Source organism: Photorhabdus heterorhabditis, from assembly GCF_018448905.1.
Taxonomy (GTDB): domain Bacteria; phylum Pseudomonadota; class Gammaproteobacteria; order Enterobacterales; family Enterobacteriaceae; genus Photorhabdus; species Photorhabdus heterorhabditis.
In genome coordinates, this window is sequence record NZ_RCWA01000007.1 from 99,791 (window position 1) to 120,685 (window position 20,895).

Below are 20,895 nucleotides of genomic sequence, written 5' to 3' on the forward strand. Positions count from 1 at the left end.
GGCGCTAACAATAAAGCAAACGAGAATAATTATCAATGTGATTTACAGAGATTTTGGAAATAACATGACTAAGTTATACGACCAACTGCATGAAAAATAAAAAAACGTCTATTTAGTTACAAAAATGAGCGTTTTCTGCTGGTTTCCTGTCAATAGCTATTTAACCATAATAGAACAAAACGTTAAGATAATAATAAATTGATCATGAATCGCATTGAAATACTGCAAAATCAGGCCGGTTTACGTCTTTCCAAAGACCCTACCAGCCTGTTAATTATTATTCAACGTGATCAAATTCATTTATTGGGGATATCAGGAAATTCCATCTCGCTATATTTAATAAAACGGGTTTTCTTTGCTAATTTATAACCAAACCAAATCAATAGGAATAATGGAATACCAACATAAGTTGCGGTTACACCATACCAGTCAACTTTGTCTTGCAGAAACGCCTGATAATTCTGTCCTAATGTAATGGTCAGACAGAGAATAAACGCAAAGATCGGGCCAACCGGGAAAAACCCTGAACGATAAGGTAACTTATTTAGATCCAATCCCTGAGCTACATAACCACGGCGGAAACGATAATGACTGATAGCAATCCCTAACCATGCAATAAAACCAGTCATCCCAGAGGTATTCAACAACCACAGATACACTGTCTGATTACCGTACATTGAACTGAGGAAACACAAAGCAGCAACAACCGTTGTTGCATACAAAGCATTGCGCGGCACACCACCTTGAGATAATTTACCAAAAATCTTTGGCGCTTTGCCCTCTTTTGCCAATGTGAACAGCATACGAGTAGATGCATACATTCCTGAATTACCCGCAGATAATACCGCCGTTAAAATAACGGCATTCATCACAGCCGCCGCTGATAATAAACCGGCATTTTCAAATACCAACGTAAACGGACTAACGCTAATATCCCCGACATCATTACGTAGCAAATTTGGATCAGTATAAGGAATGATCAGGCTAATAATCAGAATAGCAAAAATATAGAACAACAGAATACGCCAGAATACTTTACGTACTGCACGAGGAACATTCTTCGCGGGATCTTTGGACTCACCCGCCGTAATGCCAATAAGTTCGACTCCCTGGAAAGAAAATCCAACTATCATTGCTACACCAATCATAGCAGAGAAACCACCGGCAAAAGGGGCATCACCAATAGTCCAATTATGCCATCCAGCACCTTCTGTACCTTTCATAATACCGGTTATCATCAATATTCCGACCACAATAAAGACAATAATCGTGGTAACTTTAATCAAAGAAAACCAGTATTCAGCTTCACCAAAACCTTTCACTGAAATAAAATTCAGTAAAAAAACCAATGTAAGAAACAACGCACTCCAAACCCAACCTGGCACATCCGGCAACCAATAACCCATAACCAACTGAGCAGCCACCAAATCCACCGCGATAGCCACCGCCCAGTTGTACCAATAATTCCAACCAAGGGCGAAACCAAATCCTTCTTCAACATATTTGGAGCCATAAGTTGAAAAAGAACCAGAAACAGGCATATAAGCAGCCAGCTCTCCCAGACTGGTCATCAGGAAGTAGATCATCAGGCCAATCAACGCATAGGAAAGTAATGCTCCACCTGGCCCGACCTGTGAAACCGTCACACCTGAAGCCACGAATAGCCCCGTGCCTATTGATCCACCAATAGCAATCATTGCCAAATGCCGCGCTTTTAATTCACGGCGTAAATGTTGCGCTATTGGCTTCCGGGGAATACTTTGTTGTTGAGACATTATGTTCCTGTTATCTGAGAATAAACCTGATGGCGGATTGTAGCAAATCCTCGCTATCAAAATAGCAAGGAAGCACAATTATAAGATACCTTCATAATTCAGAAAAAATTATAAGTAATATAACTAATTCTTAACTAACGTTTAAATAAAAAATAAAATTCACTGGCAATAACTCAGCAGTTTTTGCAGTGCATTAGACATATGCTTTTGCCGATGACAAATCAGGTACAACATCCTAAAAAGCTTCAATTCTGGCACCTTCAATTCTAGCAAAGTGCGATTTTCCAATTGTTCTGCAACGACTCGTCTGGATAAACAACTAATTCCCATGCCAAATTTAACAGCATGTTTTATCGCTTCAGAATTCCCCAATTCCATCAAAATCTTGAACCCAGGTAAACGGGCAAATAACAGATGATCCAATACCTCTCTGGTACCCGATCCCCTTTCTCTTAATATCCACGATGCGTTAGCTAAATCATCCAATTTCAGCACCTGTTTAGCTAACGGGTTTTCAGGAGCAGAGAAAATAACCAACTCATCCTCCATCCAGAGTTGAGTTATCAATTCAGGGCTGTGACAAGAACCCTCTATCAGACCAAGGTCAACTCGGAATTCCAGCACAGAATTGATGACATCCTGAGTATTACTGATGTTTAACTCCAAGGGTGTATCAGGAAAATCCCGACGATAATTTGCCAGCATTTCCGGCAACATATAATTACCAATGGTACTACTGGCAGCAATACGTAATGCACCCAGCTCTTGTTTAAATAACTGCTGAATTTCCCCTGCCTGTTCCAGTAATGCCAAAGCCTTGGGATAAAGTAAACGCCCGTGCTCATTAGTTACCAGTCGTTTTCCTACCCTGTCAAAAAGCTGCACGCCAAGCTGGCTTTCCAGATCCGTTAGTGAAGCACTCACCGCAGATTGAGAAAGCGATAATTGCAGAGAGGCTTGTGTCGTTGAACCGCTTTTCAATACCTCAGTGAAAACTTCCAATTGTCTCAGTGTAATATGCATATTGCCTCACAAAATATAATATCAGCCAAATAGATTGTTTTAATTTTATACAGAAATAAACAACTTAACAAAAATCCTCTCTTAATTACCAGTTTTTTAGATTATATATAAAAATTTTATCAATTTTAATGATAAGACTGTCTGCTATATACTTATGTTTAAAATATATAAGCAAAGTGAACAATATCTATGTCTAACATTCAAGCTGAAGAACTTAGTAAACAAAAATCTATTCCCGGAATGAAATTAATACCTGGGCTAATAGTGGCGGCAATACTTACCGCAATTTCAATCTATGCTGGAAATATTCCATGGTTTATTAATATGGGGCTGGGAGCACTGACACTGGCGATTCTGGCAGGAATTATTATCGGTAACACCGTTTATCCTTTACTTAAACCTTATTGTGATGAAGGTATTCATTTTTCCAAACATTATCTCCTACGAGCAGGCATTATTCTTTATGGATTCCGTCTGACATTTCAGCAAATTGCTGACGTAGGTGCTACTGGTCTTTTAACTGACGCAATTATGTTGTCTTCAACTTTCTTTATTACAATCTGGCTAGGCAGATCACTCTTTGGATTAGACCAACAAACCTCAATATTAATTGGTGCCGGTAGCAGTATCTGCGGTGCAGCGGCTATTATGGCAACAGAGCCTGTGGTAAATGCTCCCGCCAGTAAAGTTGCTGTTGCTGTATCAACCGTTGTCATCTTTGGCACTATCGCTATTTTCATTTATCCATGGTTTTATCAACTCAACGAACATTATCAATGGTTCTCATTCACGCAGGAAGCCTTCGGTATCTTTACTGGCTCCACCATTCATGAAGTTGCTCAGGTTGTTGCTGTTGGACACGCTATTAGCGATCAAACAGAGAATGCCGCCGTTATCAGTAAGATGATTAGAGTTATGATGTTGGCGCCATTTCTGTTGTTATTATCCAGTTATATCAACAGTGCCCCTACTAAAAATAGCAAAAACAGTCAAGAAAGAACCCGAATTACCATCCCTTGGTTTGCTGTGATCTTTATTGCAATAGCCGGTTTTAACTCTTTTAATTTATTACCTACAGTAATAGTTAATTATTTGATCAACATCGATACAATTATGCTCGCTATGGCCATGGTTGCATTAGGTTTAACTACTCATGTCAGTGCTATCCGTCAAGCTGGATTTAAACCTATCTTGTTAGCTCTGATTTTGTTTGTATGGCTGATGGGCGGTGGATTTCTGATAAATCTAGGCATCCAACATATGCTTGGCTAATCAGAATATTCGTTCAGAGGAACCTATCAACATATAACTTTATCTGTTCTTAAGGTTCATTGACCACCTGAACAATGTCATAATAGGATAATTAGGAAGGAGAAGAATATGAAATTTGTTGGGGCACATGTCAGCGCGGCAGGTGGAGTCGATCAGGCCGTTATTCGAGCACACGAATTAAAAGCTACCGCCTTTGCTCTGTTCACAAAAAATCAGCGACAATGGAATGCATCACCGTTGACCACTGATATCATCGATAAATTTAAAGAAAATTGTGAACGCTATGGGTATGGCAGCCAGCAAATTCTTCCTCACGATAGTTATCTGATTAATCTGGGCCACCCAGAAACTGATGCATTGGGGAAATCCCGGCTAGCGTTCATTGATGAAATGCAACGTTGTGAACAACTAGGTATTGATCTACTGAATTTTCACCCAGGCAGTCATCTTAATAAAATAGATGTGGATAAGTGTCTGGCGCGAATTGCAGAATCTATCAATATCGCTCTCAATAAAACCCAAAGAGTTACTGCAGTTATCGAAAATACAGCAGGTCAAGGGACAAACCTAGGTTTCAAATTTGAACATCTGGCCGCAATTATTGACGGAGTTGAAGACAAAAGCAGAGTTGGTGTCTGTATTGATACTTGTCACGCCTTTGCCGCTGGCTACGATTTACGTACAGAGCATGCTTGTAAACAGACTTTTCAGGAATTTGAAAAAATTGTTGGCTTTCAGTATCTGCGTGGAATGCATTTAAATGATGCCAAAAGTGAATTTGCCAGCCGTGTTGACCGACATCATAGCCTTGGAGAAGGTAATATTGGTAAAACACCTTTCAGTTACATTATGAAAGATGCCCGTTTTACGAAAATTCCTCTGATCCTTGAAACGATTAACCCAGATATTTGGCTGCAAGAAATTGCCTGGTTGAAATCACAACAAAATTAACTATTCATTAAATTAAACATCATTTAACTGATGTCAGCTCAATTCTAGCCATCATTGCGGCTAATTCAAGGCGATTGCTTATCCCCACATTAGGCTGGCTGACGGCCAGCGCAGATACAGCCGTCGCCAATCGCAATGTGTGCTCACTGGATTCCCGCATCAGCAAACCATAAACCAGACCACCGACCATTGAATCACCCGCGCCAACAGTGCTGACAACTTTACAATGCGGTGGTTTTGCCAGCCATGCTCCAAATGCATTAACCCACAATGCGCCCTGCTCCCCCAAGGATATAACCACATGAGCAATTCCCTGATCCCTGAGTTGATGTGCAGCAATGATAACATCAGACAAATCAGGCAACTGGCGGCCAGCCCATATCTCAAGCTCATAAAGATTCGGTTTAACTAACCAAGGAGTGGCTTGTAATCCCGCCACCAATGCCTCACGGCTGCTGTCAAAAATAATGCAAGGACAAATCTGACATAAACGAGCCATCCAGTCTGTAAAAGACTCAGCAGAAACCCCCGTAGGTAAGCTACCACTCACAACAACCATATCAAATTGTCCAAGCCATGAAAGTGAATCATTAAAAAATTCAAACCATTCTCCTTCGCTGACACAAAAACCAGAGAAATTGAAATCCGTCACTTCACTATTTCTTTCTGTCAATTTGACATTAATTCGTGTTCTACCCGGTACTAAATGGAAACGATTCGTCATACCGTTTTCACTGAAAAATTGCTGAAATCCTTCCTGATTTTCCTTACCCAGAAAACCACTGACAGTAACGTCAATACCCAAATCACGCAAAACCTTAGCAACATTATTGCCTTTACCAGCAGCATGTAATCCGACTGTTTGCACACGATTAATAGTCCCTTTGGCAATTTCCGAGCACAATCCAACCAAATCATAAGCAGGGTTTAAGGTAATAGTGGCAACTCTACGGCTCATTTTGCCCAGTGTCTCCTTTAGTAGATAATTATTATGACTATTGAATTTTCAGTTCTATTTATACCTGTTATCTTTCAAGTTGCCTCTTGGTTGGCTGCACTCTCTCACCCCGGTCACAGTGTTATCTATGACATAGTTATCTATGCTCCCGGGGATTTGCTCCCTGGCCGTCCCGATGCATATTGAAATCTATTCGGTATATATCACTTTATACCACTAAAATTGAATCGTTTCAGTTAAATTCCATATTTTCTTTCTCATTGTCTTAAACTGATTTGCAAGTCAGAATAATATCTAAACTCTTTTTTCTTAAAAAGAGATCTTAACTTATTGAAACTTAAATGAAGGAATATATTAAATGTCCGTAATTGTGGGTGTTGGCGTTGTTATTGTAAATGAGCATGGTCAAGTACTACTTGGAAAACGCAACAGTAAGCATGCTCCATACTGGTCAATCTTTGGTGGTCATATTGATGCCGGAGAAACTTTTGAACAATGTGCAATCCGTGAAATTAAAGAAGAAACAGGTCTAACAATACAATCACCAAAAGTCTACGGCATTTGTAATAATCTTCAGACTTATCAACAAGAAGGGAAACATACTATTTCAGTGTGTTTGCTCGCGAAACACCCAGGTGGAGAACCAAAATTAATGGAACCAGAAAAATGCGAACAACTTATGTGGTGCGATCCTGATAATCTTCCTGAACCTCATTTTGAAGCCAGCTGGAATGCAATAAAAATGTGGCAAGAGAATAAATTTTACCTTATTGAATGAACTAACCTATATTATTAGTTTAATTTCAAATAATACTTTATGACGTCTATTTACACTCTATACTCAAAAATGTATCTTTAAGCTAGTACAAAGACACTATACCCAGCAGGAGTTAATATGTCCATTGAGACAGCTCAGAGTTTAAAGCGCCCTTCCATACTCGGTGGTACCATGATAATTGCCGGAACCACGGTTGGGGCCGGGATGTTCTCCATTCCCGTGGTGACTTCCGGTGTTTGGTTTACTGGCTCAATTATTCTACTGGTTTACACATGGACGTGTATGTATTTTTCCAGCTTAATGATTCTGGAAGCCAACCTGAACTACCCACCAGGGGCGAGTTTTCATACTATTGCTAAAGACTTACTCGGCAAAAAATGGAATACAATAAACGGTATCTCTATTACATTCGTTCTCTATACACTGACCTACGCCTACATTTCAGCAGGCGGCTCAATCATTGCCCTCAATTTTAAAAATATTGTTCCAATATCACAGGCGAATGCGGGCTTGATTTTTGCCTTTATCGTCGCGTTTATTGTCTGGTTATCAACTAAAGCTGTCGATCGTCTGAGCACAATTTTAATCGGTGGTATGGTTATTACCTTTTTTATGTCCATTGGTGGTATGTTTACAGAAGTTAAATCTGTAATCCTATTCAATCAAGGCAATGCCATACCAAACGATACGGCAGAAAGATATATGCCTTACGCTTTAGCTGCTCTGCCCTACTTACTTATCTCATTCGGATATCACGGTAACATCCCAAGTTTAGTAAAATATTATAATAAAGATATCAAAGCCGTTATTCGCAGTCTGTTATTTGGTGCGTTAATTGCGTTAGTTATTTATATCCTGTGGCAATATGTCATTCAAGGAAATATTCCCCGAGAAACATTCAAACAGATTATTGCTGATGGTGGGAATATCGGCGATTTACTGAAACAAATGGATCATACAATAAACAGCACAACAGTCACCCAGTTTCTTACTGCATTTTCTTATATGGCCTTGGCTAGTTCATTTCTTGGTGTCTCTTTAGGGTTATTTGATTACATGGCCGATCTCTTCAACTTCAAAGATAACAACACTGGCCGGTTAAAATCTGCATTAGTCACATTTGTTCCACCTACAGCCTTAGCTTTGCCATTCCCGAATGGTTTTCTCTATGCTATTGGTTTTGCCGGATTGGCCGCAACCATCTGGGCAGTTATTATTCCGGCCCTTATGGCACGAGCCAGTCGCCAACGTTTCCCTGTAGCCAGTTACCGAGCACCAGGAGGGAACTTCCTGATTGGGTTCGTCATTTTGTTTGGTTTGATAAATGCTATAGCTCATATTTTGGCCTCTCTTGATTTATTACCTGTGTATCGTTGATATATATACCCAATGGATTTCAAGATGGATCGCGACGGCAAGAGAACGCATCCCCAGGAGCATAGATAACGGTGTAACCGGGGTAAGTGAGTGCAGCCAACAAAGCAGCAACTTGAAGGATGAAGGGTATAAATCATTCTTACTACAAACCCCAATGTAAAAAACACTGGGGTTTTTTAATCCCCCACTTGCCTAATGCCTTGACTACGAGTAATTTTGTCGCCGATTATTCTCTCGCAGTTTTATGGAAGGTTACATATGGCTAAAGCCAACGAAATTAAACGCGGTAGTGCCGTCAGTTATAATAGTAAATTACTGCTGGTCAAAGATATTGATATTCAAGCACCAAGCGCCCGGGGGGCCAGTACATTATATAAAATGCGATTTACGGATATCCGCACCGGTCAAAAAGTGGAAGAACGTTTCAAGGGCGATGATATCCTTGATACAATCAGCCTAACTCGTCGTAGCGTTAATTTTTCCTATATTGATGGCGATGAATATGTTTTCATGGATGATGAAGATTTCACACCTTACCATTTTAAAAAGGAACAAATCGAAGAAGAGTTGTTATTTATTCCTGAAGGTGGTCTGCCCGGCATGCAAGTTCTGACAATAGAAGGACAAGTTATTGCCCTTGAACTTCCCCAAACTGTCGATATGATTATTGAAGAAACGGCTCCTGGAATTAAAGGCGCTTCAGCAAGTGCGCGGACAAAACCGGCTAAAATGAGTACCGGGCTCACCGTGCAAGTACCTGAATATATCAGTAGTGGAGAAAAAATACGTATTCATATTGCAGAACGTCGCTATATGGGACGTTGCGATTAACGACATTAGCTAATTCTGAGTTACCCTATATAAAACAGGGTAACTTACTTTTGCCATTTCATCAATTAAATCAGTTGCCTGTTTTCTCTAAGCATTTGAGCATAATTTCAATTCTCAAATAATATACAATATAAATTTGTCACTAATTCATTTGCACAATGACAGATAAAATCTCCACTCTTCTTCAATTAAATATTGAAGAAATAACATTTAAAATTTTTCATAACATCAATTATAGAAAATTGTAACAACTCCAACTTTTTCTTTTCCTTTTACCCACTTAATTTCGGTTATACCAATTTGGTGGGGTAAATAAAAATAAGCATCACGTTGGAGATCAAGTTTTCGTCGCTGAGTAATTTTATGCCCCTTCCGCCAACAAGTGGTATCAGCCCAGTTATCATGCCAATCAAAACGACACGGTGATTCAACAATTGCACCTGAGAAGCGAATAACCCCTGAGCTTGATATTACATCTGACCCACTACTGACAAGGCCAGGAATCATCAGAAAAAAACAACCAATCATAACCCGGAACATAGGCATAAAACCCTCGCCATTAAGACAGCATTATTTGCTTCTATTTCCAAAAGCAAAATCAATCTGGAAATCGGAAAAATTTATGAGGCCATGTCATTGGTAACGGCTATTTTCGGTGTTTATTTATGATTTTTAGCTTTTAACGCTGATTAAAATATTTATATCTTTCGATATGTGAATTTTCAGGACTAATTTTCAATAAATTAAAAATATATAATTTAAAATATCATCTGATACAACTCGATAAGAACCTATAGAATTGGACTGGAAAACTTATCAAAACAAGTAAGTGAAAATGGTAAACAGAAAGAAAAAAGCACAAAAATAGATAAAAAAATCATCAGACTAACTTAAGATAAGAACTAGATTCATGACATTATTACCCAATATTTGTTATATTAACCTACATATTGTGAGCTTAGTTATCACTGAATTTTACTTTTAACAAATAGGTATCCCATGACACGCAGTCACCCGTTTGCCATATTTACACTGAACCTGTTGGGGATCGCTTTATTTCTCTCCTGGTATTTGCCAGAACACCATGGTTTTTGGTTCAACATTGATTCCGCAATCTTTTACTTCTTTAACGAAAAATTAATTCCTGGTTCAAAATTCACAGAATTTGTAGCATTTGTGAATATCAGAGCGTTTGATGTAATCTCGCTTTTCTGTATGGGATTGCTTTATTACAGTGCATTCCGTAAGCAGAATTACCACGGAAAGCGCAGGTTATTCATGATTGGCTTAGCTATGCTAATAAGCGCAATTACGCTTAATCAAATCGGTCATCAACTCCCTGTCATTCGCCCAAGCCCAACATTAACATTTGATCATATCAATCGTATTAGCGAAATGACCAAGCTAGTGACAAAAGATGCATCTGGCAATAGTTTTCCAGGCGATCATGGATTAATGCTACTGATCTTTAGCTGTTTTATTCTGCGCTATATCTCAGGTAAAGCGTTCTCCATTGCATTACTGATCGTAGTCATATTTGCGCTACCCCGTATTATGGCGGGAGCTCATTGGTTTACTGATATTGCAGTCGGTTCTTTATCTCTGGTCCTGATTGGAACAAGTTGGTTATTATTAACACCATTGAGTGACATAATGGTTGACTGGCTGGATAAACATCTACCACAAATTGGCCGCCCGGTTTAAAACCTTTCTCATTAAGCTCCTTTTTACTGAATAATATTGGGAAGGTATTCGACCTTCCCAATCGCTCACAAGATCCACATAAATAACATAAAATAACAACATTCCTATTCTCTCGTACTCAGTAATCTAATTTTTTGTAAATTATGCTACTAAATACTCGCCTTTTCCTGATTGTTTCTGTAATCTCGGTTTGAATGACATTTATTGTGAATATCGTTATAAAACGTGGCATCCAGCGCGTTTTTACACTAAGCGCATTGTTTACTTATTGTTTTTTCTAACACCAGGCTTCGAAGCGTTTGATATTTTTCAATAATAGCGACCAATTAAGGTAAGGATAGCAAGGGAAAACAAAAATAATGGTCAAATCTCAACCGGCACTGAGATACATTAAGCGGCTGATACCCGCGCTGTTCGTGGCAATAACTTTATCCGCGTGCAGCTCACCAGATTCTTCAAAGTTTCGCAATGCACAAACTGACACGCATGCAGTAAATGGTAAGAACGGTTTCTTACTGCAAGCGTCTCAGGATGAATTCGAGGCATTGGTTCGCAATCTGGATATAAAATCTAAAATTCTTAGTCAATACAATGGCTGGAAAGGTGTTGCCTATCGGCTTGGTGGCAATACTAAACGCGGTATAGATTGCTCTGCCTTTGTTCAACGTACTTTCCGTGACCAGTTTGGTATGGAGTTGCCACGTTCAACTTCTGAACAGCAAAACATTGGTAAAAAAATCGACCGCTCAAAATTACGTCCTGGTGATTTGGTCCTGTTTAAGACTGGCGCGCGTACAAGGCATATTGGCATCTATGTTGGCAATGACCAATTTGTTCATGCCTCTACCAGTAATGGTGTAATTGTTTCTAGATTAAGCAGCGCATACTGGAGTAAGCGTTATTATGATGGTCGCCGGGTCATCAGTATGCCTAACGGTTAAAAACAATTTTTCCCTTGCCATACAAAAGCGCCTCCACTAAAGGAAGCGCCTCTCTTCTTTTTACAGTCAGAATGGATAAAGCGCCGTCATTTTTTCGGCAATCGCCGCACCAAGAGTCTTCAAACGGCACATAACTGCACTTTCGTCTTCACTATCAACAAACAAGCATGCCTGACCTTCCCATTCAATCACTGTGCTTTCAATTTGCATATCAGCAAGTGATTGCTGTAATTTTTGCATAACATTCCACGCAGCCGCATCTTCGTGGCTGAGTAGTTTCAACCCCATCAGGCTACTTTTTACATTCACTTCATCAACCGGGAGTGGTTCAACTTTGATACCCACAAAGCCGGGTGACCATTTGTAACTTTGCGGTAGTCGATGTACCACCGAAAGCTGAATATTATTCACGAATCATTCCTACCTGAAAGAACATAAATATATTAAAGTTAAAGTTAGCGACTATCTTCAGGTGTTCTACTCGCCAAAACCGAATAACTCCCCCGAAAGGTAAACAAAAAGTTAAATTTGTGTTTATATTATTACATTAAATTCAAACTTCACCTTAGAAAAAGTGCGATCAGTCTCGCATTTTGCATATATTTATACTTTTTTTGAAGAAAACTCAACTTATTTTTATGCAAAAAAACAACTTCATATTTAATAATTATTTACATATTTTATTTTTTCAACTCAATGCGTTAACATAAAAATCGAACAAGAACTATAAAAATAAATAGATAACAATGTGTTCTATAAGGAAAATCCAATCACAACCTGATGATAACATGCTTCAATATTTTCAATTTAACAAAAATGCAACACAAAAGTCACAATCGTTATCAATGTGTTGACATTTACTCATTATCACAAACTGATAGTTCGGAATTTCCTTACATTGAGAGATTAAACCTTTAGCCCAATCAACAAAAACAAGTATAAGAACAGGTTTAATCATAAGAAAGCCAGTCACTCAATTCCAAAATATCCCCAAGTATTAAGGAACCAGCCCAATAATTCTCCTAATAACATTATCTTTTTTAATGATAATTTTAGTAATGCAAAAAATGCTTTTAATATCACACAGCTAACACAATCTCATTATCTAATGTCAAATTTTCGAATAACACAATATGAACAACCTATTGATATAACTGGAAATTTAACGAAAAATCGAATAAAACCCCATGTCATCAATCAAGAATATATAAGTGGAGACAAATGTACATATTGGAATAAAATTATTCCGCAATAATCTCACATAAGATCATAGCCAAATAACACAGTCAAAAGTACCTGTAACTTGCAGTAAGGAAAAGGCTGCACATAAAGCAGCCTTATATTTTTATTTACAACATTTTCTTGCATATGTAATAAGTAACGTAGCTGAAATAACACATAAAGCCATAGAACCAACCATTGGCCAAGCGTTACACGCAGGTACCAGAGCAATCAGTGAACCAATTAAGGCACTAATACCAAAACGGATAGTACCCGCCAATGAAGATACTGTTCCTGCCATATGCGGATAATCATCTAAAATCACCGCCATTGCATTGGATGTAATCATAGAAATCCCACCAACATAAGCTGCAACACCCATTACCAGAGACATGAAGCCCAAATTCAGCGCAGTAGACAATAATAGCCAAATCCCCATCATCAACTGTATACTTAAGCCAAAATACATCATTTTCAGCGCACCAAAGCGCCGAACATAACGACTATTTATCATCGTCATCACAAACAGAAATACAATATTCAGCGCAAAGTAATAACCAAAGTTCTGCGGCGATACGCCATTTAACTCAATATAAACAAATGGCCCTGCACTGAGAAAAGAAAACATTCCCGCAAACGAAAAACCACTGGCAAGCATGTAGCAAAACACACGACTCTGGCGGAATAACATAATAAACTGACTTATGGTTGTGCGAAGATGAAACTTTTGTCTTTTTTCTTTCGGCAAAGTCTCTTTTATAAAGAAAGCAACAAGAAATGCAGCAATAACAGAAGTCACCGCAATGCTCCAGAAAATAGCATGCCATGTGAACCAAATCATCATCATTCCCCCAAGAATCGGGGCAATTAATGGCGCAATAGTCATCACCAATACCACAAAAGACATGCTACGTGAGAATTCATCTTTCGTGAACACATCCCGCATCAAAGCATTAATGACAACACTCGCAGCAGCAGCGGAAAACCCATGTAAAAAGCGCAGATAAATAAAATCATCGATATTTTGAGCCATTGCGCACGCGGCTGAAGCCAGAGCAAACACAATAACCCCACCCAGAATGACCGGTTTACGCCCCAAACTGTCAGCCATCGGACCATATGCTATCTGACCGATAGCAAAACCGAGAATATAACTACTCAATGTCATTTGAACCTGCCCACTATCCACACCGAAATCCCTGGCAACGGTCGGAAAACTGGGTAAGTACATGTCAATAGCAAGAGGCATTAACATAGAAAGCAGCCCAAGGATCAAAATCAACCCCAAATAGGATGAGCGTTGTTGTTGCACGCGTATGACTCCAATAATTTAAAATGATTAACTAAAACTAAGCTTTAGGAACCGTAATACTGGCAATTTCTTGCTCAGTTAACGGTCGGTATTCCCCAGGTTCTAGGGCGGAATCTAAGATAATTTCACCGATTCGTTCACGATGGAGTTCTATCACCCGGTTCCCTACGGCTGCAAACATACGTTTTACCTGATGGTAACGTCCTTCACTGATCGTCAAACGTACCAATTGAGACGCCAGAACTTCCAGTTGAGCGGGTTTTGTCAGCGTTTTTTCACCATTAAGTTGAACACCAGTAAGAAACTTACCTGCCGTCCCTTCTGCAACTGGATATTCAAGTGTTACTAGATAGGTTTTTTCACAATGGTGTTTGGGGGAAGTGATACGATGAGACCATTGACCATCATCAGTCAACAAGACCAAACCTGTGGTATCCATATCCAACCGGCCAGCAGTGTGTAATTTATGGGCTGCCGGCTCATCAATAAAATAGAGGACCGTCGGGTTCACAGGATCATCCGTGGAGCAAATATACCCTGATGGTTTATTCAACATAAAATAACGCGGCCCTTGCTGCTGTTCTAGTAACGAGCCATCAAACATGATTTGTTGTTCTGGCGTTATTTTATAAGCTCCGGTTTTTATAATCTCATCATCAACGGTAATACGCCCCGCGCGCAACTCACGTCCCACGTCATTCCGGCTGATACCAAGCTGTTGTGACAAAAATTTATCCAATCGCATGGATGAAGACACCTATATTAAATTAATTCAAAAATGAATATGGCCCTACTATCTTGGCACTACAACGCAGAGCCACCAAAAAAGAAGATGTGAGGTGAACGTAAAAGCTTTTCATGCTAATCATAACTATGTTTACTATAAACAACAATTATCTATTTGTTATATACCCAATGGATTTCAAGATGGATCGCGACGGCAAGGGGGCGAATCCCCGGGAGCATAGATAACTCTGTGACCGGGGTGAGTGAGTGCCGCCAACCAAGAGGCAACTTGAAAGACAACAGGTATAACTGATTATAATTTCAATCAATTAGAGAATTATCTTACCTCACTTCTACTCACAGTAAACTCATCGGAAAAATGTTACCCTTTTGCGAGTGTTTTTCTGTTACAGAGCAAATATGACATTTACTTTACGTCCCTATCAGCAAGAAGCCGTGAATGCCACTATTAATCATTTCCGGCACCATCATGAACCCGCTGTCATAGTACTACCAACCGGAGCTGGTAAAAGCCTGGTTATTGCTGAACTGGCAAAATTAGCCCGAGGGAAAGTATTAGTACTGGCTCATGTGAAAGAGCTGGTTGCACAGAACCACAGCAAATATTGCGCTTATGGGTTACAAGCAGATATTTTTTCCGCCGGATTACAACAGAAACAAAGTTCAGGAAAAGTCGTATTTGGCAGCGTGCAATCTGTCGCCCGTAATCTTGAACATTTCGATAATCAATTCTCCTTACTGATAATCGATGAATGCCATCGTATCAGTGACGATGAAAACAGCCAGTACCAGCAAATTATTCATCACCTTCGGCAAAATAATCCACAACTACGTATTCTTGGATTAACTGCGACACCTTACAGACTGGCTATTGGTTGGATATATCAATATCACTATCATGGTATGATCCGTGGTGATGAAAATAGTTTTTTCCGTGATTGCATATACGAATTGCCCCTGCGTTATATGATTAAACATGGTTTTCTAGTACCTCCACAGCGGCTGGATATGCCTGTTATACAATATGATTTCAGCCAGGTCCGTTCCAGTCAGCAAGGTATTTTTAATGAAACTGATTTAAATCGCGAAATTAAACGACAAAAACGCATCACACCTCATATTATCAGACAAATTATTGAATATTCAGTTGACCGTAAAGGAATCATGCTTTTTGCTGCAACTGTCGAACATGCCAAAGAGATTCTTCAATTACTCCCTTCCGGCCAAGCTGCCTTAGTCAGTGCCGATACATTAACCGCCGATCGCGATCTGTTTATCGAAGCCTTTAAAACTCAACAATTGCGTTACATGGTTAACGTTGCCGTATTAACCACCGGGTTTGATGCACCTCATGTCGATTTAATCGCAATCCTGCGCCCTACTGAATCTGTCAGCCTGTATCAACAGATTATTGGCCGTGGTCTGAGGTTATTTCCAGGTAAAAAAGATTGCCTTATTCTTGATTACGCAGGAAATCCCCACGATCTCTACACACCGGAAGTCGGTAACCATAAACCAAATAAACAAAGCCAGCCAGTTCAAGTATTCTGCCCTATCTGCAACTTTGCCAATATGTTCTGGGGAAAGTGCTCCTCCGACGGTGAAGTTATTGAGCATTTTGGACGTCGCTGTCAAGGCTGGGAAGCGGATCAACATGGCAAACGCCACCAATGCAACTTCCGTTTTCGCTTTAAACTGTGTCCCCATTGTGGCGCCGAAAATGATATTGCGGCACGGCGTTGTTATAATTGCCAAAAAGTGCTGGTCGATCCCGATGATATGCTGAAAACAGCATTAAAACTCAAAGATGGGCTGGTACTACGTTGTGGTGGTATGCAACTCATCCCTGGAACTGACAGCAAAGGAGAATGGCTGAAAATCATCTATTACGATGAAGATGGTGCCGATGTTTCCGAGCGTTTTCGGCTTACAACCTCTGCCCAACGACTAGCCTTTCAGCACCAATTTCTCCGCCAGCATCAGCGTGCTCCGGCTGTCCCTTTTAACTGGACAACCGCCTCAGAAGTTGTTCAGAAACAACCTTTATTACGCCACCCAGACTTCGTTATTGCCCGTAAAAAAGGCCAATTCTGGCAGATCCGTGAAAAGATCTTTGACTATCAAGGACGTTTCCGACGAGCAGATGAATTGTATTAATATGTGCAAATGGACGTATTCCATTTGCTGTAACTGCCATTTTTCGCTAGAATGCCGCCCGTTTAACGCTACGTTAAGCCAAATCTCGAACCTGCTGCTGGGTCGCCTGTAGCAGGATTTATTTTCCTCTTATGTGAGAAAGAGAAAAAATAATGTTTACTATTAATGCAGAAGTACGTAAAGAACAGGGTAAGGGTGCGAGCCGCCGCCTGCGCAGAGCCAACAAGTTCCCAGCTATCGTATACGGTGGCAACCAGGAGCCTGTTTCTATTGAACTGGATCACGACCAAGTTATCAATATGGAACGCAAAGCAGAATTTTATAGCGAAATTCTGACTCTGGTTATTGATGGTAAAGAAACTAAAGTTAAAGTGCAGGCTGTACAGCGCCATCCGTTTAAGCCAAAACTGGCGCACATTGACTTCCTGCGTGCTTAATTAGCCACAGTCGAGCTTTTCGGGACGCCGAGTAAATAACGCCGCATTTGCGGCGTTATTTATTTATGGTATCAGTGCCCCCCACTACGACGCTGTAATTGGTCACGTAAATTGGGTGGGGTCCCTCTAATTGTTAAAGTATCCGTCACCGGGTCCCAAAAAATTCTTTCACCAAATAACATCGCATCAAAATTAATCGTCAATCCGCCACCACTGCCGGCAAATTTAGTTAACTGACGCAATGTACTACGATCTGCCGGGAAACTCTCTTCCAGTTCATATCCCTGTTCCTGAGAAAATTGCTGGAAACTCTGTTCTCCAAACGTTGGCAATTCCTGAGACAATTCCTTGATCTCAATTTCTTCTCCCGTCTGCAATTGTTCATTGCAATAACTGTATACCTGTTGGCGGTATGCCTGCCGCTCATTTTTATCAAGCTGCCCCGACTCACAATAATCATCAACTGCCTGTAATAAGCCTTTATTCTGTACCTTAGCATTCATACCTTCACTGGCAGCGAGAAAGTCCATAAAAAAATCTGAAACTTTACGCCCTACCCGCCCCTTCAAGAAAGTTAAATAACGACTTGATTCAGGATTAGTTTCCCACTCAGTTAAATCTACACGAGCAACAATATCAGCATGAGGAATATCTAGATAATGAGTGGTATTCAAATCCAGATTATCGTTAACAGACATACTATTACAGCTATTAAGCACAGCAATCAATAAATACTCTACCGCCAAATAGCGATACTGACAGAATAGGACCGTCCCACCCTCAGCAAACGGATATTTAGCCAGTTCATCCCTCAAACGTGCTGTTGCGGCACGACTGAATCCAAGAAAATCTTCATCACCCTTACGCTGATGTCTGAGAGCTTCTGCTAATTCACTCTCTTCATTAAATAAGCCATAAGCTTTGCTTTTTGCGCTGTATACACGGTGTAATTCAGCCATCATATCTTCCACCACTTGATCGGTGGCGAGCAGAGAATCACGCAGCACGACATCAAGCGTCTGTTCATCACGCTTGATTAATTGATGCAAAGCAATCTGGTCTATTTGCAGACTCATTTTTTCCACTCCTTTCGCTGCTTACTTCATTCGCTTTTAACGGCGTATTCAAACACTGATAACAAACTGCTGCAATAAAAAAACCGGGAAAAAATCGCGTTTACCATGCACTCTTCACTACTATTCACCGACAAATACCAGAAAATTGCCAAAAACCCCCTAATTATTGCAACATAATATTAACCATGAATTAATTTGCTATAAAAGAGCAGAAAATCACTCACCTATACGGTAAGATAGTGTGCTTTGTTAGTTCAGGAAGTTTAAATTTATGCCACAATCATCCCGTTACAGTGACGAACACGTTGAACGTTTATTAACAGAATTAGTCAGTGTTCTGGAAAGAAACCATACGCCGACAGACCTTTCTCTAATGGTACTGGGCAATATGGTAACAAATTTAATCAATACGAGTGTGTCTCCTGCACAGCGCAGACATATAGCTGACTCGTTTGCACACGCGCTTAAATCTTCAGTCAACGAAGATAAAGCCCATTAATTTTTTAACTAAAGACCAAAACGTAAACAAAATATGGTGACTAGCCGTCAGCGTTATCGTGAAAAAGTTTCCCAGATGATTAGCTGGGGGCATTGGTTTGCCCTGTTTAATATCCTGCTCAGCCTTGGATTAGGCAGCCGTTACTTGTTTATTTCCGACTGGCCGGGCTCACTGTTCGGCCGAGTCTATGCTTTGGTCAGTTGGCTTGGACACTTTAGTTTTATTGTTTTCGCCGCTTACCTGTTAATTCTGTTTCCGCTGACATTTATTGTCATGTCACAGCGCCTGCTAAGATTCCTTTCGGCTATTTTCGCCACAGCCGGGCTAACGCTGTTGATCTTCGACAGCGCCGTATACGACCGTTTCCACCTTCACCTTACACCTTTAGTTTGGGATCTGGTGATCAATCCTGATCAGGGGGAACTGGCACGGGAATGGCAACTGATGTTTATCTGTATTCCAGTCATTTTTCTGGTACAGATGTTATTTGGCACTTGGAGTTGGCAGAAACTACGTAGCCTGAATCGGCAACGGGTCAGTAAGCCATTAGCAGCGGTTTTCATATCTGCCTTTTTGGCTTCCCATCTGATGTATATCTGGTCTGACGCTAATTTTTACCGCCCGATAACCATGCAGCGTTCTAACCTACCGCTCTCTTATCCAATGACAGCGCGTAAATTTCTTGAGAAACATGGCCTGCTAGATCAGAAAGAATTTCAGTATCGCCTTATGCAACAGGGTGATCCTGCTGCTTTGTCCGTTGAATACCCACTTAATAATCTGACTTATCAGGATCAGGGAAGCGGATACAACCTATTGATACTCGTTGTTGACGGGCTGGATAATAAAAATATTACAAAGAATATGCCCGCTCTTTCCCATTTCAGAGAAACCGGCATCCAGTTCAATCAGCATTTCAGTACTGGTATTCAAAATGATACAGCCTTATTCGGGTTATTTTATGGCATTTCTTCCGGCTACCTAGATGGAATACTTGCTGGGCGTAAATCATCAGCACTATTCAATGCACTGACTCATCAAGGATACCAATTTGGGTTATTCTCCTCGGAAGGGTTTAAAACTCCGCTTTATCGTCAGGCATTGCTTTCCGACTATTCATTACCCACTGCGGTCAACCAAAGCAACCAACTTACAGTAGAACAATGGCAACAATGGCTGAATTTACCCAATACCAGTACCCCATGGTTTTCTTTACTGAAGATAAATGGATTAGATAAAGCTGCCGAGCCAGCTGACAAATCAGCACTGGATAACCAAATTAACACCGTATTAGAGACACTGAAAAACAAAAACGCTCTGAATAACACGGTAATTATCATTACCGCTGACCATAGCGAAATCGCAGCTACCCAGCCACCTAAGTGGATAAATAATGATAGATTCAATCGTGTGCAAATGCATGTTCCCCTGCTTATTCATTGGCCCGAAACGCCACCACAGACAATCGATAAACTGACTAGCCATCAGGACATCATGACAACATTAATGCAACGCTTGTTGCATGTTAGCAATTCTCCTAATGATTATTCTCAAGGTGAAGACCTGTTTGCAGCACAACGTAACAATCCATGGATTATTACTGGTGATAATGGTTCTCTAATTATTACAACCAGTGAAAATACTTTATTTCTGGATAAGAACGGGGGCTATTACCTATATGACCTCGAAGGCAACGAAGTCAAAGATGCTAAACCCAATCTGGCACAGCTGTTACAGATACTAACAGAGGTTAAACATTTCATAGCTAATTAAATGCTTAAAAATCAATCGGTCACAAAATTCAGTACTTGCTTTTAGGCAAAAAATCAGTACTAT

Annotated in this window: 18 protein-coding genes; 11 read left to right on the forward strand and 7 right to left on the reverse strand. The window is 40.2% G+C overall.

The genetic code is table 11. The annotated features are described in order from the left end of the window. Positions 1 to 296: 296 nt before the first annotated feature. Positions 297 to 1,775 carry an amino acid permease gene (locus tag EAE89_RS06450; protein ID WP_054481098.1) on the reverse strand — a complete coding sequence of 493 codons (1,479 nt, stop codon included), beginning with the start codon at positions 1,773 to 1,775 and terminating at the stop codon, positions 297 to 299. A gap of 159 nt (positions 1,776 to 1,934) precedes the next feature. Beyond that, positions 1,935 to 2,798, reverse strand: coding sequence for a DNA-binding transcriptional regulator YeiE (gene yieE / locus EAE89_RS06455; protein ID WP_054480279.1), 864 nt, complete (start codon positions 2,796 to 2,798; stop codon positions 1,935 to 1,937). A gap of 189 nt (positions 2,799 to 2,987) precedes the next feature. On the opposite strand from yieE, the gene EAE89_RS06460 reads away from it, so the two are divergent. Then, complete coding sequence (locus EAE89_RS06460; RefSeq protein WP_054480280.1) at positions 2,988 to 4,070, forward strand: YeiH family protein; 1,083 nt, start codon at positions 2,988 to 2,990, stop codon at positions 4,068 to 4,070. A gap of 108 nt (positions 4,071 to 4,178) precedes the next feature. Then, on the forward strand, positions 4,179 to 5,021 hold the full coding sequence (gene nfo, locus EAE89_RS06465; protein ID WP_214085562.1) for a deoxyribonuclease IV: 843 nt from the start codon (positions 4,179 to 4,181) through the stop codon (positions 5,019 to 5,021). Positions 5,022 to 5,040: 19 nt separating this feature from the next. Here nfo and fruK read toward each other — a convergent pair whose 3' ends face one another. After that, a complete protein-coding gene (fruK, locus tag EAE89_RS06470) occupies positions 5,041 to 5,979 on the reverse strand; it encodes a 1-phosphofructokinase (RefSeq protein WP_214085563.1) in 939 nt (312 codons plus the stop codon). Positions 5,980 to 6,337: 358 nt separating this feature from the next. On the opposite strand from fruK, the gene EAE89_RS06475 reads away from it, so the two are divergent. The 5 genes from EAE89_RS06475 (at position 6,338) to mepS (ending at position 11,610) form a co-directional block, all read left to right on the forward strand. Beyond that, complete coding sequence (locus tag EAE89_RS06475) at positions 6,338 to 6,757, forward strand: nucleotide triphosphate diphosphatase NUDT15 (RefSeq protein ID WP_054480283.1); 420 nt, start codon at positions 6,338 to 6,340, stop codon at positions 6,755 to 6,757. Positions 6,758 to 6,874: 117 nt separating this feature from the next. Next, positions 6,875 to 8,134, forward strand: coding sequence for a tryptophan permease (gene mtr, locus EAE89_RS06480; RefSeq protein ID WP_054480284.1), 1,260 nt, complete (start codon positions 6,875 to 6,877; stop codon positions 8,132 to 8,134). Between the two features lie 258 nt (positions 8,135 to 8,392). Further along, positions 8,393 to 8,965, forward strand: coding sequence for an elongation factor P-like protein YeiP (gene yeiP / locus EAE89_RS06485; protein WP_054480285.1), 573 nt, complete (start codon positions 8,393 to 8,395; stop codon positions 8,963 to 8,965). A 999-nt stretch (positions 8,966 to 9,964) separates the two neighbouring features. Beyond that, positions 9,965 to 10,669 carry a phosphatase PAP2 family protein gene (locus EAE89_RS06490; protein WP_149617086.1) on the forward strand — a complete coding sequence of 235 codons (705 nt, stop codon included), beginning with the start codon at positions 9,965 to 9,967 and terminating at the stop codon, positions 10,667 to 10,669. A 359-nt stretch (positions 10,670 to 11,028) separates the two neighbouring features. Further along, the gene (mepS, locus tag EAE89_RS06495) at positions 11,029 to 11,610 is read left to right on the forward strand and encodes a bifunctional murein DD-endopeptidase/murein LD-carboxypeptidase (protein WP_054480288.1); all 582 of its coding nucleotides are present in this window, start codon (positions 11,029 to 11,031) and stop codon (positions 11,608 to 11,610) included. Between the two features lie 66 nt (positions 11,611 to 11,676). Here mepS and EAE89_RS06500 read toward each other — a convergent pair whose 3' ends face one another. The 3 genes from EAE89_RS06500 to rsuA all read right to left on the reverse strand — a co-directional run bounded on the left by EAE89_RS06500 (position 11,677) and on the right by rsuA (position 14,888). Further along, positions 11,677 to 12,021 (reverse strand): YejG family protein, encoded by a 345-nt coding sequence (locus tag EAE89_RS06500; protein ID WP_054480289.1) that lies wholly within the window; start codon positions 12,019 to 12,021, stop codon positions 11,677 to 11,679. A 934-nt stretch (positions 12,022 to 12,955) separates the two neighbouring features. Then, positions 12,956 to 14,143, reverse strand: coding sequence for a Bcr/CflA family multidrug efflux MFS transporter (locus tag EAE89_RS06505; RefSeq protein WP_149617085.1), 1,188 nt, complete (start codon positions 14,141 to 14,143; stop codon positions 12,956 to 12,958). Positions 14,144 to 14,180: 37 nt separating this feature from the next. Beyond that, complete coding sequence (rsuA, locus tag EAE89_RS06510) at positions 14,181 to 14,888, reverse strand: 16S rRNA pseudouridine(516) synthase RsuA (RefSeq protein ID WP_149617084.1); 708 nt, start codon at positions 14,886 to 14,888, stop codon at positions 14,181 to 14,183. Positions 14,889 to 15,289: 401 nt separating this feature from the next. On the opposite strand from rsuA, the gene radD reads away from it, so the two are divergent. Further along, positions 15,290 to 17,047: a DNA repair helicase RadD gene (gene radD / locus EAE89_RS06515; protein WP_214085564.1), complete on the forward strand. Its 1,758-nt coding sequence runs from the start codon at positions 15,290 to 15,292 to the stop codon at positions 17,045 to 17,047. 152 nt (positions 17,048 to 17,199) lie between these two features. Further along, positions 17,200 to 17,484: a 50S ribosomal protein L25 gene (gene rplY, locus EAE89_RS06520; RefSeq protein ID WP_054480293.1), complete on the forward strand. Its 285-nt coding sequence runs from the start codon at positions 17,200 to 17,202 to the stop codon at positions 17,482 to 17,484. A 71-nt stretch (positions 17,485 to 17,555) separates the two neighbouring features. Here the strand turns inward: rplY and yejK are convergent, their stop codons facing one another. Continuing rightward, positions 17,556 to 18,560, reverse strand: coding sequence for a nucleoid-associated protein YejK (yejK, locus tag EAE89_RS06525; RefSeq protein ID WP_054480294.1), 1,005 nt, complete (start codon positions 18,558 to 18,560; stop codon positions 17,556 to 17,558). 271 nt (positions 18,561 to 18,831) lie between these two features. Here yejK and EAE89_RS06530 point away from each other — a divergent pair, with 271 nt between their 5' ends. Continuing rightward, positions 18,832 to 19,059, forward strand: coding sequence for a YejL family protein (locus EAE89_RS06530; protein WP_054480295.1), 228 nt, complete (start codon positions 18,832 to 18,834; stop codon positions 19,057 to 19,059). A gap of 33 nt (positions 19,060 to 19,092) precedes the next feature. Beyond that, entirely contained in the window at positions 19,093 to 20,832 is a 1,740-nt protein-coding gene (gene yejM / locus EAE89_RS06535) for an LPS biosynthesis-modulating metalloenzyme YejM (protein ID WP_214085565.1), read from the forward strand. Positions 20,833 to 20,895 lie beyond the last annotated feature (63 nt).